Raw genomic sequence first — 16,775 nt, forward strand, 5'->3', positions numbered from 1 at the left:
GAAAACATGAAACTGATCCTGGACACCGAAGCGAAAACGCTGATCGAAGAGCAGAACGGGGTTGTACGCCAGTTTGATCTCTACAGCAAGGAGGCTTTCGAGTGCCTTTCACGCCAATGGGTGCGCGTGGGATGGAACCAGAAGTACCAGTACACCTTCAGCTGGATGGGGCGGCCGATCATTCAACTGCCGGAAGACATGATCCGCATCCAGGAAGTGATTTATCGTGTGAAGCCGGACGTGATCATTGAAACAGGGGTTGCGCATGGCGGCTCCCTCATTTTTTATGCGAGCCTGTGCAAGGCGATGGAAAAGGGCAGGGTGATCGGCATCGACATCGAAATCCGTCCGCATAATCGCAAGGCCATTGAGGCGCATGAGCTGTTCGGCTACATCACGCTGGTGGAGGGAAGCTCGACGGGAGCCGATATCGTTTCAAAGGTCAAGGCCATGGTCAAACCAGGCGAGACTGCGCTCGTGATTCTTGACTCTAATCATACCAAGCAGCATGTTGCCGATGAACTGGAAGCCTATTGTGACCTGGTTACGCCCGGTTCCTATATCGTGGCGACGGATGGCATCATGTTCGACCTGCACGATGTGCCGCGCGGCGCTGCGGACTGGTCCTGGAACCACCCGACGGCAGCGGCTGCGGAATTTGCACAGCGGCATCCCGAGTTTGTAATCGAGCAACCGTCCTGGCCCTTCAACGAGAGCGGCCTCACCGACAACATTTCGCATTGGCCGGGCGCATGGCTTCGCCGTATTTGATGCGGCGATGGCATATCATGGCGGCGAGTGGAGCGACGGGCTGCAACAATGAACTGCGGTTCAACTACCCATGAATAAAGCAGGTCGTAACGATCCATGTCACTGCGGCAGTGGAAGAAAATACAAGCTGTGTTGTCAGCAACGAGCGCACGACATACGGCCCGATACGCCGGCCGCCCTAGTGCCGCAGGAAACGATCCGCGTCGCACTTGTGCATCATCAGGCCGGGCGTTTGCAACAGGCAGCAGAACTCTATCGTCGGGTTCTTGAAAGCACGCCGGATCAAGTCGATGCGCTGCATTATCTTGGGCTCATCGCACATCAAGGCGGCAGGCACGCTGAGGCTCAGACGCTGATTACCAAGGCCATCGACATCGCTCCTACGGCACCGATGTACTTCAACCTTGGCGGAGTGCTGCAAGCGCAGGGCAAAATCGACGAGGCGATCGATTGCTTGCGGCGTGCGGTTGCGCTCAAACAGGATTACGTTGATGCCTGGTTTCGTCTTGGAGCGGCGCTCCATGCACAGGCAAGGCTTGACGACGCGATACCGTGTTATCGCAATGCATTGAACCTCAGGCCAGACCTTCCCGGTGTATGGAACAATCTTGGTAATGCCTTGGCTGCGCGGGGGCGGCTCGACGAAGCGGTCGAATGCCTGCAATCGGCCGTTCGATTCAAGCCGGATTTCGCGGACGCGTATTACAACCTCGGCAATGCGCTGATGGATCAGGGAAACGCTTGTGCGGCGCAGGAGAACTACCGTAAGGCACTCGCTATCCGGTCCGATTATCCGGAAGCGCTGAACAATCTCGGCAATGCGCTGGAAGGCATCGGTGAACTCGGCGCCGCGGAAAACAGTTTCAGGCGCGCACTGACAATCAAGCCGGATTATCCCGAGGCGCACTATAACCTCGGAAATACGCTGCTGGCACAGGATAAATATGTTGAGTCAGCGGAAGCTTATGCATCTGCGATCGCGCTCAGGCCGGATTTTGCCGAGGCGCATTACAACCGGGGAAAAGCCCTTGAGGCGTGCGGTATAGTAGATGGCGCCGCCGAGAGCTATCGGAAGGCGATCAATTTCAGGCATGGCTATCCCGAAGCGCATAACAATCTCGGCAATGTCGTACTTGTACAAGGAGGACCGGAAGATGCAGCGGCGCACTTTCGTGATGCACTCCATCTGCGGCCTGATTACGCGGAGGCGCTCAATAATCTCGGCAATGCACTGCAGGAGCAAGGCGAGCTGGATGAAGCCCTCGCATGTTATCGACGCGCGCTGGCCGTTCGGCCGGATTATGACAATGCGTTCAGCAACCTGCTCTTAACGCAAAGCTTCAATCCGGCATGCACGCCTGAGCAATATCTGGCGCAAGCACTCCGTTTTGGCGAACAGGTGGCACAGCGGGCTACGCCGTATTCAAGCTGGAAAGTTGACAGTTGCGAAAGCGATGCGCGCCCCTTGCGTGTCGGGTTGGTTTCCGGCGACTTGCGCTTGCATCCGGTCGGCATCTTCCTTGAAAGCATCCTCGCGAATCTTGATCCCGCGCAGGTCGAATTGTTTGCCTATCCCACTAACTCGCGTCAGGATGAACTGACGCGACGGATCCAGTCTCGCTTCGCGGCATGGCACTCCATTGCCAACATGAGCGACGAACAGGCTGCGCGCCGAATTCACGAAGACGGTATCCATGTCCTGATCGATCTGGCAGGACATACCGCCGGCAATCGCCTTGCGGTATTCGCGTGGAAGCCGGCGCCGATTCAGGTGACCTGGCTCGGTTATTTCGCGACAACTGGTATGCGCGAGATGGATTACATTTTGTGCGACGAGATCGCGCTACCGCAAAGCGATGAAGGTCACTTTGTTGAGAAAGCGTGGTACCTGCCGCGTACGCGTCTTTGCTTCAGTACACCTTCAGAAGACATTTCTGTGGCGCCGTTACCGGCCCTGGCTCAGGGTACACTGACCTTCGGCTGTTTCAATAATCTGTTGAAGATGAACGATGAAGTGGTAGGCGTATGGGCGCGCGTGCTGCAGAAGCTTGGTGGATCACGTTTGCTCCTGAAATCCAGGCAATTGAACGAAGCGACAACCCGACAACGCACGCTGGCGCGATTCGCTGCCCACGGTATCGGAGCCGAACGCGTCCTGATGGAGGGATCATCTTCCCGCGGCGATTATCTGCGAGCCTATAATCGGGTCGACATTGCGCTCGATCCGTTTCCTTACACTGGCGGGACAACCAGTGTCGAAGGATTGTGGATGGGCGTGCCGCTCGTGACGAAGCGCGGTGACCGACTGCTCGGGCGGCAGGGAGAAGGGCTGTTGCATCATCTCGGAATGGCCGACTGGATCGCAGATGACTGTGATGACTATGTCGCCAAGGCGGTGGCACACGCAGCAGATCTGACTGCCTTGACCTCGCTGCGTGCAGGGTTGCGTGGGCGCCTGTCGCTATCGCCGCTATGCGATGCCCCCCGTTTTGCACGCGATCTTGAAATGGCTCTCATCGGCATGTGGCAGCAACATTGCGAGCGAACGCCGCCGGGCAATCATGGCCGTTCAGGGTTTTAACACCAGCGCTTGCCCGGTCGGCAGTTCCAGCACGTTCAGGTCATGTTTGCGTATGATCGGGTCAAGCGCAGTTTTCTGTCTGCAGTAGCCCCACCATCCGTAATCGTCGAACACGACGGCGCCGCCTTTGCTCAATCTTGGAAGAACCTGCTCCAGCGCACCCGACTCGGGAACAGGATTGTTCATGTCAATATGCGCAAATGCGATTTGGTCAGGAAATGCCTGCTCGAAGGATTGCGGAACGCTTCCCTTCACGACCTTTACAAATTCGAAGTCCGCAAATCGTGCGCACACCTCCGTATGCAGGTCGGATTTACGCAGGTTATGCAGCCCTTCATGCGCATCGCCTTCCTTCCATTCAAATAGGTCATATAGAAAGTACTTCTTCGATAAGCCGCGAAAATCAACTTTCTTGATGAGCTGTGATGCCGTGTATCCGGTATAGCAACCCAGCTCGAGGAAGTCGCCTTCGGCGCCTTGTGCAACGCTCGCGAAATACAGCAGGAAATAGGAGCGCCAGATAATGCTCCTTTCAATAAACGAATTGTTTTTATCCTGCAGTAAATCGAGAAAGAAATCTTCCCTCAGAAAACTGTAGCTCTTGTTCCACGTAATCAGGCTGTCGCTGCAGAACAAGGTCGCGCCTTTGTCAACGAGACTTTGTTTGATCAGATCAAGACCTCGGTGGAACATGGCCTGGTCGGCGATATTGAAATTGAATCCGCTAAAAGCAAGCGCATCCAGCATCCCTGGCTCGCGACCCTCTGCATTGCCGGTCAACGAGCGTGAATGGCTCGTCATTGCCTCGTTCACTTTCATTTTTTGAACGATCATGCCGAGGGTGGTGTACGCTTCCGTCAAGTCCGGTTTGAGTGCCAGCGCTTGCCGACAGGATGCCAATGCTTCGTCAAGTTTTCCCTGCTCCTTCAATGCATCCGCAAGATTGTTGTGCGCTTCGGCCAGGTTGGGCATGAGCGAAAGTGCCTTGCGGCAACAAATGATTGCTTCATCGAATTTTCCCAAGTCCTTCAGAGTGCTGCCGAGATTGTTCAAGGCGTGGACATAGTTAGGAGCGATCGCCAGGGCTTTGCGGTAACTTTCGATCGCTGCTTCGCGCATGCCTTCCGCTTGGAGCGCAATCCCGAGATTATTGTGCGCCTCGGCATAGCCCGACTCCAGTGCGATGGCCTTTCGATAGCATTCAATCGCAAGTGTGCGTTGATTTGCGGCGGAATAGGCCAATCCGAGGTTGCAAAGATAGGTGGGATTGGTCGGCACAACTTGAATGGCTGCGTTGATGCGTTCAATAGCGAGCGGATAATTTCCCACTTGATATGCGATGACGCCCAGCAGGTGCATCGCGTCCGAATTGCCGGCCAGCCTCAGGTAGATTTCCTCGGCCTCATGCAGTCGACCGGCTTGATGGTGCTGCAAGGCGATATGGAGTTGTTCTGGGTTTGAATTCTGCATTTGCGTACTCATCCGGTGAATCTTGCCTTGTCCGACGTTTTCCGTTGAAGGTCGCTACTTGCTACATCCAGGTTGTGCCTTGATTCACCTGCGTTTTTGCACAAAGAACTGGTACATCCCGACAAAAGTATCCGGGTTTTCGTTTTCAAAGACGTGCCAGTTGTCGAGATTCGTCCGGGGCTGATCGTCCGGAAATCGCTCGCTGTACCGGCGGCCGATGGCAGGACTCAGCAGGAAACCGACAAAGTCCAGATCGAATTGCTCAATCGCGTCCTTGATCATCGGCAGCGTAAAGCGATGTTCCTGCACATGGAACAGAAGATCGCGGCATCCGCTCGTCTCGTAATAATCACGCAGTGACGTCAGGCTTGTGAACGATTCGCCAACGCTTTCTGAAAGCAATTCCTCGCGACACCGGCGTATGTCCTCACTTGTCGACGCATATTGCTTGTCGGCGATAAAGTTGCGTGCGGCTACAACATGCCTGCGCGCCTGCTCGCTATAGAGGCCCAGGCGCATGAAACCGCCTGGTCGCAGCATTGACAGCAGTTCGAGCCATCCGCCCAACGGATCGGCGAGATGATGCAGGACGCCGACGGATTCGATGACATCGAACGTGCGGCCGGTCGAGCGCAGCGTCATGATGTCCGCCTGCGCATACTCGATGTTTTCAATTCCGAGTTCGCGGGTCTTGCGGAGTGCATAAGCCAGGCTGGCCTTGCTCAGATCCACCGCCAGCATTTTTGCGCCGCGGAATTGGCGCGCGGTTTCGATCGACTGCTGGCCTGTTCCGCAGCCGGCAATCAGTATGCTAATTTTGTCAACCTTGTGGATTGGTTGAAATGGCGTGAACGGAAATTGTTGTCGGAGAAAGGCGTCGATCGTCGTGGCTTTTCCACCGGAGGGCACCTTGACCCAGCGCGGGTAGGGGTTTTCTTCGTATTGTTGTTGCACTTGGCGCGAGACATCCCCTTCAATCGTGGTCAGGGCAGAGATTTTTTCGCCGTAGTGCAGTTCTTCTTGTGGCTCGCGAACTTGTTGCGTCAGCAGAGCCGCTACACTGTCGGGCCATGCCCGATCCAACAGAGACGTGGCCGAAGGAAGGGTGTGCAAAGGAAAATAACATGCTGTGGCGACGAGCGCGACAGCAGCCGGCTGCGCACCCGATGCCATTGTTGTCGAAACCTCCTGTCGCAGACGTTCAGCCAGCGCTTGCTCTTCATCCGTCACTGAATACACGTATTCGTTGATGAAGCACTGCCGCGCCAGCGAACAATGGAACGCGAGCACGTCAGGTTCCACCACCTGCTCGTCAACAGGGTTCACTACCTTTTCCAGTAGTGCGAGCCGCGTCATGGTCAGAAAACGTTCCAGCCCGAGATGAGCTGCGGTCGTATTTTCCAACAGGCTTTGGAACAAGGTGTCGTTACAAGCCTCGGTGAGCCCGTTCTTGCCAAACAGATCGTGGCCCGTCAGTCGTTCCGGCCACGCATGTTCGGCGCGTTCAACGCATTCCTTGATTTCGGTGTTTTGGTTGAGCAGCGAAATGCATGCTTCCACCAGCTGTGCCGGCCTGCCCCAAGGTTCCGACATCGCTCGAATCAAGAGTGCACGCGCGTCACCATCGTCCTCGCTGAATCGTACGTTTCGAAGGCATTCAAAAACGAGTGCCCGGGTGCCGTGGTTCTCATTGGTCTGCAAGGCTTTCTTGGCGATCTTTAATGCCTCCAACGCGTCGCCTCGCAGCAGCAGGCAGATCGCCAGGCCATTGTATGCGCTATCGCAATCGGGTTTTGCCGCCAATGCGCGCTGGAAACAGTCGATCGCTGTGTCAAGATCGCCCTGCGCCTGCAACGCTGTGCCAAGGTTGCTGTTTGCGTCGGCATAGTCGGGTTTCAACGCCAGCGCATTGCGATAAGCGTCGATTGCGGCATCGAACTTGCCCTGAGCCTGCAGCGCAACGCCCAGGTTGCTTTGTGCCGCGACATAAGCAGGTTTGAGAGCGAGAGCGTGCAGGTAAGCTTCTACAGCCGCATCGTGCGCGCCTTTCGCATGAAGGGCGTTTCCAAGGTTGTAATGTACATCGGCGTCATTGGATCTCAGGGCCAAGGCTGCGTGATAACTATCTATGGCCGCATCGAGCCGTTCTTGTTGAAGCAGAACGTTTCCGAGGTTGAAATGCGCTGCGGCGAAGTCGGGCTTCAACGACGCCGCACGGCGGAAACACTCGACAGCGGCCTCTTGCTGACCTTGTGCATGCAGGGCATTGCCAAGGTTGTAGTGGGCATCGGCATACCCTGGGTTCAGCGACAATGCGCTCTTGAGACATTCAATGGCGGCGTCCAGTTTGCCTAGCGACTGATACGTCACACCGAGATTGTTGAGCGTCTCGGGCTGTTCAGTTTTCTGCGTGAGCGCGTGGCGATAATGTTCTGCCGCTGCCTCGAACTTCTCTTGCGCCTGCAGTACGGTGCCGAGACTGCCATGCGCCTGAACATAATCGGGCCGAAGGCGAAGTACGTTGCGATAACTCTCGATCGCGGCATCAAGGAGACCACAGGCTTGGAGCGCTACGCCAAGGTTGAAGTGGGCATCGGAATTGTCGGGCTGAAGCTTGGTGACTTTGCGATAACTGTCGGCCGCAGCACCGAATTCTCCCTGTCCCTGGAGCGCAACGCCGAGGTTGTAAAACGCATCTGCGTAATCAGGCTTGAGTGCGACTGCCTTCCGATAAGATTCCAGGGCATTGTCGAATTTGCCAAGTGCATTGAATGCCATGCCGAGATTGAAATGGAACGTCGCATTGGAAGGATTGTAGCGAATCGCTTTGCCGATGCGATCAACCGCAAGTTCATAGTTTGCGGTCTGAAATGCAATGACACCGAGCAGATGTAATGCTTCCGGGTGGCCAGGCAGCTTTTTGTATAGCGCTTCGGCTTGTTGAAGGCGTCCTGCCTGATGGTGCTGCAAGGCTGCCTGAAGTTGGGCGGGAATATAGGTTTGATGCCTGGGTTTGTTCATGTGATCAACTTTCGGGTATCACGGATTTCTGGTGCACTATCGAATAGTGCGGTTCTTCGTTGGACCGGTCAATGACAGCGTGTGCGCCACCTTACTGCGCCGCCACCACACGGTTCTTGCCGGCCCGCTTCGCCCTGTACAACGCTTCATCCGCACGCTTGATCATCTCCGCTGGGTCTTCCCCGGGCGCATGCAGCGCGACTCCGGCACTGAAGGTAATCAGCAGTTTCTTGTTCTCATACATGAAAATCTGCTTGGTCAATTCACGCTGCACCCGGGTCACTGTCTGCATGGCGTCCGGCAGCGACGTCTCCGGCAGCACGATCATGAATTCCTCACCGCCGAAACGCGCGATGACGTCCAGCGTACGCAAGGTGTCCTTGACCACCTTGACCAGGTGGATCAATGCCTGGTCGCCCGCACTGTGGCCGTGCGTATCATTGAGCCGCTTGAAGTCATCCAGATCGAGCATCGCGACGCACAGCGGCGATTTGCGCCGTTCAGACCGCGCCAGCTCCCGTTCGAGCACATCATCGAGTCCGCGCCGGTTGAGGCTGCCGGTCAGTTGGTCTTCGCGCACCAGCTCGCTCATCTGTTCGAGCTTCGATTCCAGGTCCTGAATGCGTCCTTCCGCGTGCTGGACTTCCTGGCGCGCCGCCAGCATGTCGTCGCGCGAGCGCAGCGCCTGTTCCTGCGCGAGCTTGGTGTCGCGCATGACATCCTGGAGGATGGTGTTGAGTTCGACGATGCCTTTCGCCTGGCTGATCTTTTGTGAATACTGACTGATCTTCTGATGAAAATCGCCAGTGCTGGTCGCCACAGCGCTCAGCCGATCGACGAAGGTCATCATCATGTTCTTGACCGTGACCTTGGCTTCGGCGAGGCTGTGCTTGAGCAGGCTCTGCTTGTAGATGACTTCCTTCAGGCTGCGCGTTGCATCCATCAACGCGCTGTGCGTAATCGGGCCGGACAACAGCTCTTGCACGCTGCTGATCTGGCCGCTGAGCCAGGAATCGTCGTCCAGCAGTTCACTGACGTTTTCCAGCAGCAGCTTGAACAGGCGCAGCAGCAGCTCATGCTCTTCCGCCATGTCCTCACTCTTGAGCTCGACCTTGAAGCAGAGTTGCTTCAGGCGTGCGCTGATGTCGATGAGCGCCTGCTCGGTGAGGGCATCCTTGATCGCTTCGGCGAGCGCTTCCGATTCTTTCTGAAGCGCTGGTGTGCCGCGCAGCAGGGATCCGACGGCGAGTGTCAGCGTGCGGGTCAGCAGGTCGCGCAACAGCAGGATCTGCCGGCTTTCTTCAATGGCCGGGGACGCGGCTGGCGGGATTGATCTCGTTTTGGCCGGCAGCAGTTCGGCATCGTCAACCAAGGCAATTGATGCGGATCGGGATACTGCGGGCGCCGGATCATCGACCAGTGGAATCGCACGCGACTTCGCGGGTTCCGGCGGCACCTCATCCACCAGCGATATGCCGGGGGCGGGGCGTGCGGCCGGCGGTTTTTCCGCTAACCTGGCGGACGCCGCTTTCGCATTTGCGGCTACCAGTTCGGTCGAAACCCTGACGTGCTTCTCGAGCAGTTCGGTCAAACTCTTGCCATATTCCTGCCAATCGCGATTTTCGAGCGCGCGCTTCATGGGTGTCGCAAAGCGCGCGATATCCTCGGTAGCGTTTGCCAGGTTCGCGACGTACTCCGTCAGGATTTTTTCTGCGCTCGACTGGCGGCTTACGCCGAGGATTTCGTCGTAGATTTCGCGGTAGGCTTCCGGGGTAGGCGCAATGCGGCGGCTCGCGAGACGGCGAAATGCCTCGCGAGCGACATCGGCGGGACTCTGTTGTTCCGGTTTCTGTGTCTTGTCTTGCATGGCGGTGCGGGATGCCCGGGGCGCAAGAATTTTGCGCCCGAATAAGGAGCAATACTATTCCAGTTGCCGCGCCGACGATAGCCGGATTAAGAGTTGAAATTCTGCCTACCTTGCGTTTTGGCTGAGCCGGAGAGGCACTGCCGAAACGCGCATCGCTTGAAACGATGCGCGGGTAGTTTCATGACTTTTTGTCAACGCTGCGGATTGACGAATCATCCCCGATCGGGCGTCGGAGATGGCCGGTTACTCGACCAGATGATTCTTGATCGCGTAATGCGTCAGTTCCGCGTTGTGACGCATTTTCATTTTCTGCAGCAGGCGTGAGCGGTACATGCTGATCGTCTTCACCGAGAGCGTCAGCTCCGTCGCGATGTCGCTGACCGTCTTGCCGGAAGCGATCATGATCAGTGTCTGGTATTCGCGGTCGGACAGGGTTTCATGTGGCGGTACCTCGCGATTTTCATCGCCGACCTGATTGGCGAGCTCCTGCGCGAGCGCCTGGCTGATGTACTTGCGGCCGGAAGCGACCTGGCGGATGGCGTCGACCAGTTCGGCCGGAGCGCTCTGCTTGTTCAGGTAACCGGCGGCGCCGGCCTTGAGCGAGCGGATCGCGTACTGGTCCTCACGGTGCATGGACAGCATCAGGACGGCAAGCTTGGGTGCATCCTTTTTGACTTGCTTGAGAACCTCGATGCCGCTCTTGTCCGGCATCGAGATATCGAGCAGCAGCACATCGGAGTCGCCGTTGCGGGCGAGCTTGATGGCGTCGAGGCCGTTTTCGGCGTCGCCGGCAACGACCATGTCCTTGGTGTCCGCCAGGATCTGCTTCAATCCCTCACGCACGATCGCATGATCATCTGCAATCAGAATTCTTATTGTTTCGCATGCTGTCATAACACTACTTTCAAATTGTTATTCCGATAATGGAATCTTGAGCGCCACTTCGGTCCCTCCCTCAGGGGCGTTGCTGACCGACAGATTCCCCCCTAGCGCGTTTGCTCGCTCCACCATGCCGCGAATACCGAAGGATTTCGGCTTCAATCGGTCCTTGGTTGCGATACCGCAGCCGTTGTCCGTGACTGCCAGACGCACGTTGCGGTTGGTACGTGCCAGCCGGACTGTTACCTGGCTGGCACGCGCGTGTTTCCCAATATTGGTAAGCGCTTCCTGAAAAATGCGAAAAAGCGCCGTTGCTTGATCTGGATGCAGGTCGATTTCCTTCTTGTTCGACGAGAAACTGCACGGAATACCGAACTGTTTTTCGAATTCCTTTGCCTGCCAGTCGACTGCCGCAACAATCCCGAAATCGAGAATGCTCGGACGCAGGTCGACCGAAATGCGATGTATCGCCTCGATGGTGCGGTCAACCAGTGCATCGACATAGTCGGTCTTGTCGGCCAGGGTCGGATCGTCCGCAGGAAGGCGCTTCTTCACCAGCGCAAGCGCCATCTTGATCGCGGTCAGGTTGCCGCCGAGGTCGTCATGGATTTCGCGCGCGATGCGGGTGCGCTCCTTTTCCTTGACCCTTTCGATATGCGCGGACAGTTCGGCCAGTTGTTCGCGCGAGCGCTTGATTTCGGCTTCTTCCAGCTTGCTCTGCGTGATATTGGTCATGATCCCTTCCCACTGCACGCCTTCGCCGGGCAGGGCGCGTGGCGTGGAGCGAAGGTTGATCCATTTGATGTCCTTCCACTTCTCGACCCAGATGCGGCCTTCCCAGTTCAGCTCTTTCATTTCGGTGGCCGACGCTGCCATGGATTCGAGATACGAGGACCGGTCCTCGGGCACGATCAGCTCGAGAAATTGGGCGGAGTCGGCGCGCAGGCGTTCCGCCGTGACGCCGAGCAGCGCGCGGCAGCCTTCGCTCAAATACGGGAATGAAGTGCTGCCGTCGGGCTTTTTCAGGAACTGGAAGAACAGTCCTGGCGTGTTGGAAACGATGGCGCGAAAGCGCGCTTCGCTGATGCGCAATGCCTTGGCCGATGCGTGGCGCGCGCTGATGTCATTGCCGATGGCGATATAGACCGGCGCGGTATCGGATGGACAGTAGAACAGGCGGAATTCAATCGGATAGCTCGATCCATCCTTGCGCGTATGGACCGTCTCGAGTGCGGCACGGTGCGAACGGCCGCAACGCAGCGGGAACAGGATGTTCTCCAGCACTTCCCTGGAGAGGCTTTGCGCGATCCCGATAGGCGTCATCGCCGACAGTTCTGCAGCGCTGTATTGCAGATTCTTGCGCGCGGCCTGGTTGGTTTCCACGAATCGCAAGCTGTCGCAATCCACGACGTAGATCTCGCTGAACGAGCCCTGCATGACAATCGGCAGCCATTCCGCTTGCATCATGTCGATTGGTCTTTCACTGTATGTCTTCTTGAACTCATTGCGGCGACCCGGGGTGAGGCCACTCAGGAAAAAGGACTGTATTAAATGCTCGCCGGGTGTTCCGGTATCGGCTTGCTGATATGGTGGCCATGTCCTCGATCGCATTTCATTCCTGCAAGCAATTCTCGTGCCTTGTGAGCCGTCAAGCAACAGAAGCGGTCAGGAGATGTCGGTAGCGGAAGAGGGAGGCCGCGGAACGAGGTATTGCGCGTCGCCAGCGCCGATTGCTCCACGCGGAGTGAAGGAATGTGCGGTCGTTCCATTGGGTTGTCCTTCGGCGTGTTGAAAAGGCGGACGGTGAAAACGTGGCATCCGGAAACTTTTTATCTGGACGACTTTATCACAAGTTTTTTCGACGGGAATCGCCAGAAGCCATGTGATGGAAGAAATCTACGTCAGCGACACGACTGTTGGACTCCGGCCACAGTCGAAATCAGCGTCGTCAAGGTAATGCCTTCGCCGAAAACCATGCGATGAAAAATCCTTCCCATTGGGGCTTCCAATCCCTGTTGAATGGGTGCTATAATTTCGTTTTACGCGGCTGTAGCTCAGCTGGATAGAGTACTTGGCTACGAACCAAGGGGTCGTGGGTTCGATTCCTGCCAGCCGCACCAGAAATACGCTTGAGAGATCAGGCACCAAGAACGGGTTAGTGTTAAAAGCGCTAACCCGTTTTTCTTTGGGCGCGCGGTAACTGCGCCTTCCTCATCCGGCGAGGTGACGTCGCCTTGTCGTGCCTCCCGGGGCGATGATTCTTCGTTGTTGCGCTCAATCGCAGCCGCGCCCCCAAAGCAATGCCTACCAGACGGATGCCGCCAAGGCATCTGCATGCCCGCCGAATGTGATTCAATTCCTGATCTTCGCGCGCTTTTCGCCAATGTCCGAGCGCAAACTTTGGTCACACTCACTCACCGGCCTTTGATCTCGTTCAAACCCGTCGCAAGGACTTGCACGGGATAATGAGTCGACTCTTCGCCAATCATCTCTTCCTGCCAGGAGCCTGTTCAAGCTGGGCTCGCCCGCGCGATCCGCAGACGCTCCCACCGATACAGGCACCGACTGCCACAGCTGTTGCTAGGAGGCGCCATGCGATATTTCGTTACCGGGGGAACCGGCTTTATCGGGAAAAGGCTGGTTCGAAAGCTATTGGCGCGGGGGGATGCCACCGTCTATTTCCTCATGCGAGAGGAAAGCCGCGACAAACTTCCTGCCTTGTTTGACTTCTGGGGCGTCGAGGAGGGAAGGGCCGTACCGGTGTTCGGCAATGTGCGCGCGACGCGTCTCGGCATTGCGGACAGCGATCTGGACGCCCTGTCCGGGAAGATCGACCATTTCTTTCACCTTGCGGCGATTTACGATCTCAATGCGGAAGCCGCGCCGCAGGTGGTGACGAACGTCGAAGGCACGCGTCACGCGGTCGCACTCGCCAAACAGTGGCGGGCCGGGTGTTTTCATCATGTCAGCTCGATTGCGGCTGCCGGCTTGTATCAGGGCAGCTTCCGTGAAGACATGTTTGAAGAGGCGGAAAACCTCGACCATCCGTATTTCAAGACCAAGCATGATTCGGAAAAGATCGTGCGCGACGAATGCGAGGTGCCGTGGCGTGTGTATCGCCCCGGCATGGTGATCGGTGATTCGTCCACGGGTGAAATGGACAAGATCGACGGTCCGTACTATTTTTTCAAGCTCATCCAGCGTTCGCGGCAGATCCTGCCGCCGTGGATGCCGTCCGTGGGACTCGAAGGCGGGCGCCTCAATATTGTGCCGGTCGATTTTGTCGTTGATGCGATGTGTCATATCGCGCATCTTCCCGGGCTTGACCGGCAGTGCTTCCATCTGACCGATCCGAAGCCCTTGCGCGTGGGCGAGGTGTTGAATGTCTTCGCGCGCTCCGCGCATGCGCCGACCATGAGCCTGCTGATCAACGGCGCCTTGTTCGGCTTTATCCCCGAGTCAATTCGGCGCGGCGTGATGGAGATGGAGCCGGTGCGCAAGATCAAGGATGCCGTCATGGCGGACCTTGGGCTTCCGGACGATATCATGCAGTTCGTCAATTACCCGACGCGCTTCGACAATCGCCAGGCCGCCGCCGCTCTCAAGGATAGCGGCATCGCATGTCCGCGCCTGGAGGATTATGCGGACCGCATCTGGGATTACTGGGAACGCCATCTCGATCCTGATCTGTTTGTCGATCGCAGCCTGCGTGGTCGCGTGGCGGGGAAAACGGTGCTGGTGACCGGCGGTTCGTCCGGTATCGGCCTCGCTACCGCGCACAAGCTTGCGGAGGCCGGCGCGGTCACCTTGATTTGCGGACGCGACGAGGCAAAGCTGGCGGCGGCGAAAAGCGAAATTGCCGAGCGCGGCTTCGAGCTTGGCACCTATCAGGTCGATCTCTCGGACATGGAGGATTGCGATCGTTTTCTGCAAGTCCTGCTCGCCGAGCGCGGCGGAGTCGATATTCTTGTCAACAACGCAGGGCGTTCGATACGCAGGCCGATCGAGGCCAGCTTTGACCGCTTCCATGATTTTCAGCGAACCATGCAACTGAATTACTTCGGGGCATTGCGAATCACGATGGGATTGCTGCCGTCGATGCTTGCACGCCGCTCCGGGCAGGTGGTGAACATTTCGTCCATCGGCGTGCTGACCAATGCACCGCGCTTTTCCGCCTACGTTGCTTCGAAGGCGGCGCTGGACGCATGGACCTTGTGTGCGGCGTCCGAGTTTGCCGACGTCGGGATCAAGTTCACGACCATCAACATGCCGCTGGTGCGCACGCCGATGATTGCACCGACCGCTGTCTACCGCGATATCAGCGCGTTGCGGCCGGATGAGGCGGCCGATCTCGTGGTGCAGGCGATCATACACGCGCCGGTGCGCATCGCGACGCGGGTGGGCGTCGCCGGACAGGCAATCCATGCGCTCACACCGCGCGTGGCGCAGTTCATCCTTAACGCGATGTTCCGCATGTTTGCCGAAACGGAAGCGGCAGCCGGCAAGGAGGGAGCAAAGGCACCGCTGCCGTCTGCGGAGCGGCTTGCAATGCAGAACCTGCTGCGCGGCCTGCACTTCTGATCTTGGCGAGCTTCCACCAAATGAGCCTTGTGATGACCGAACGCGAGCCGATGTCGCTGATTGATGCTGCCTGGTTGCGGATGGATCGTCCGACCAACCTGATGATGATCTGCGGCATGATGATGTTCGCGGACAGGCTGGACCTGGAGGACGTGCGCGAGGTGATACGCACGCGCATGCTGTGCTTCCGGCGCTTTACGCAACGCGCGGTACGTGACAGCTCGCCGTACTGGGAGACGGATCCGTATTTCGATCTGGACTGGCATGTGCGCCACATCGCCTTGCCGCGCTCCGGTGATCTGGAAGAGGTGGTGAGCGATTTGATCAGCACGCCGCTCGATCCAAGCAAGCCGATGTGGCAATTTCATGTTGTCGATACGGAGTCGGGCAGCGCGCTGGTGATGCGGATACATCACAGCTATGGTGATGGTTTTGCACTGACGTACGTCCTGGCGACAATGACCGATACGGAGCCCGGCAATCCGCGCAATCCGCTGGGCGACCTGGGGCGCAACGACGACACGCGCAGTGCGTGGGAGCGCATATTGGGGCCGGCATCTGAAGTCGTGAGCGGGGCCTATCGCGCCGCGCAGACGCTGGCGAGTGCCGGATGGGACCTTGTATCGGAGCCTTCCCGTCTTGTCCAGTATGGCGAGGCGGGCCTGGGGTTGGCCCGGGATGCGGCCGTGATTGCCGGCATGACGCCGGATTCGCCAACCCGCTTCAAGGGACCGATGGGGGTGATGAAACGGGCTGCCTGGGCATCGCCGCTCTCGCTGTTCGAAGTGAAGGCGGTGGCCGAGGCGTTCGGATGTTCGGTCAATGACGTCCTGCTGTCCTGTGTGGCCGGCGCCTTGCGCGCCTATTTGCTGGAGCAGGGCGATGATGTGGAAGGCGTGGAGATTCGCGCGCTCGTGCCGGTCAATCAGCGCCCGCCGGGCCGGGTGACCGAGCTGGGGAATGACTTCAGCCTGGTATTCGTCAGTTTGCCGGTCGGGATCGAGGATCCTATCGGGCGAATGCTGGAAATGCGCAAGCGGATGAACGAGCTCAAAAGCTCCAGGCAGCCGCTGGTCGCAATGGGCATTCTGATCAGCATGGGGCTATTGCCGGAGGACATGAAGGAGCGGGTACTTGAGGCGCTGGCCGCCAACGCGAGTGCGGTGATCACCAATGTGCGCGGCTCTGCGAAGCCGCAGTATTTCGCAGGAAAAAGAATCGAGCGCCAGGTGTTCTGGGTGCCGCAATCGGGCGGCATCGGCATGGGCATCAGCATTCTCAGCTATGCGGGGAACGTCGACTTCGGCGTCGCCACGGACGTTCAGCGCGTGCCGGATCCGGCCACGCTCGTCAGGCGTTTCACGGATGAGTTTGAAGCCACGCTGCTGACGGCATTGCTCATGCCCTGGCCTGGCGAACCGGCGCGAACCGATCCCTGACATCGCCGTTCCGGCGGCGCATGACGCCATGTTTCGCACATCAGAGGGTCGGGTTTTCAACACGATTGTGCATCAACTGATTTAGCGCAAAGAGTGGCTGCGCACTCAAGAGCATCTTCTCAACAAATACGGGAGAGTCGGAGCAGACGGCGCAAGAAAGCGTCGC

The 16,775-nt window shown here is 57.7% G+C and carries 9 protein-coding genes and 1 tRNA gene; 5 read left to right on the plus strand and 5 right to left on the minus strand.

The window, feature by feature from the left end:
* Positions 1-6 precede the first annotated feature (6 nt).
* Both E6W33_RS08110 and E6W33_RS27500 read left to right on the plus strand, forming a co-directional pair.
* Positions 7-771 (plus strand): CmcI family methyltransferase, encoded by a 765-nt coding sequence (locus tag E6W33_RS08110; protein ID WP_136416253.1) that lies wholly within the window; start codon positions 7-9, stop codon positions 769-771.
* Positions 772-841: 70 nt separating this feature from the next.
* The gene (locus tag E6W33_RS27500) at positions 842-3,352 is read left to right on the plus strand and encodes a tetratricopeptide repeat protein (protein WP_282183687.1); all 2,511 of its coding nucleotides are present in this window, start codon (positions 842-844) and stop codon (positions 3,350-3,352) included.
* Here E6W33_RS27500 and E6W33_RS08125 read toward each other — a convergent pair.
* The 5 genes from E6W33_RS08125 to E6W33_RS08145 all read right to left on the minus strand — a co-directional run bounded on the left by E6W33_RS08125 (position 3,341) and on the right by E6W33_RS08145 (position 12,056).
* Positions 3,341-4,822, minus strand: a complete 1,482-nt coding sequence (locus E6W33_RS08125) for a protein arginine N-methyltransferase (RefSeq protein ID WP_168798567.1) — start codon at positions 4,820-4,822, stop codon at positions 3,341-3,343. The two genes, E6W33_RS27500 and E6W33_RS08125, sit on opposite strands and share 12 nt — an antisense overlap.
* A gap of 84 nt (positions 4,823-4,906) precedes the next feature.
* Positions 4,907-7,843, minus strand: a complete 2,937-nt coding sequence (locus E6W33_RS08130) for a tetratricopeptide repeat protein (protein WP_136416257.1) — start codon at positions 7,841-7,843, stop codon at positions 4,907-4,909.
* A gap of 91 nt (positions 7,844-7,934) precedes the next feature.
* Positions 7,935-9,710, minus strand: coding sequence for a GGDEF domain-containing protein (locus tag E6W33_RS08135; RefSeq protein WP_136416259.1), 1,776 nt, complete (start codon positions 9,708-9,710; stop codon positions 7,935-7,937).
* Between the two features lie 243 nt (positions 9,711-9,953).
* A complete protein-coding gene (locus E6W33_RS08140; RefSeq protein ID WP_136416261.1) occupies positions 9,954-10,604 on the minus strand; it encodes a response regulator transcription factor in 651 nt (216 codons plus the stop codon).
* A gap of 18 nt (positions 10,605-10,622) precedes the next feature.
* The gene (locus E6W33_RS08145; RefSeq protein ID WP_136416263.1) at positions 10,623-12,056 is read right to left on the minus strand and encodes a histidine kinase; all 1,434 of its coding nucleotides are present in this window, start codon (positions 12,054-12,056) and stop codon (positions 10,623-10,625) included.
* A 576-nt stretch (positions 12,057-12,632) separates the two neighbouring features.
* Between E6W33_RS08145 and E6W33_RS08150 the strand changes: the two genes are divergently transcribed.
* The 3 genes from E6W33_RS08150 to E6W33_RS08160 all read left to right on the plus strand — a co-directional run bounded on the left by E6W33_RS08150 (position 12,633) and on the right by E6W33_RS08160 (position 16,609).
* A tRNA-Arg gene (locus E6W33_RS08150) sits at positions 12,633-12,709 on the plus strand.
* Positions 12,710-13,181: 472 nt separating this feature from the next.
* Positions 13,182-15,170 (plus strand): SDR family oxidoreductase, encoded by a 1,989-nt coding sequence (locus tag E6W33_RS08155; RefSeq protein WP_136416265.1) that lies wholly within the window; start codon positions 13,182-13,184, stop codon positions 15,168-15,170.
* Positions 15,171-15,202: 32 nt separating this feature from the next.
* Positions 15,203-16,609 (plus strand): wax ester/triacylglycerol synthase family O-acyltransferase, encoded by a 1,407-nt coding sequence (locus E6W33_RS08160; protein WP_168798568.1) that lies wholly within the window; start codon positions 15,203-15,205, stop codon positions 16,607-16,609.
* Positions 16,610-16,775 lie beyond the last annotated feature (166 nt).

The sequence above is a fragment of the Herbaspirillum sp. ST 5-3 genome (assembly GCF_004804275.1).
Lineage (GTDB): Bacteria > Pseudomonadota > Gammaproteobacteria > Burkholderiales > Burkholderiaceae_D > Noviherbaspirillum.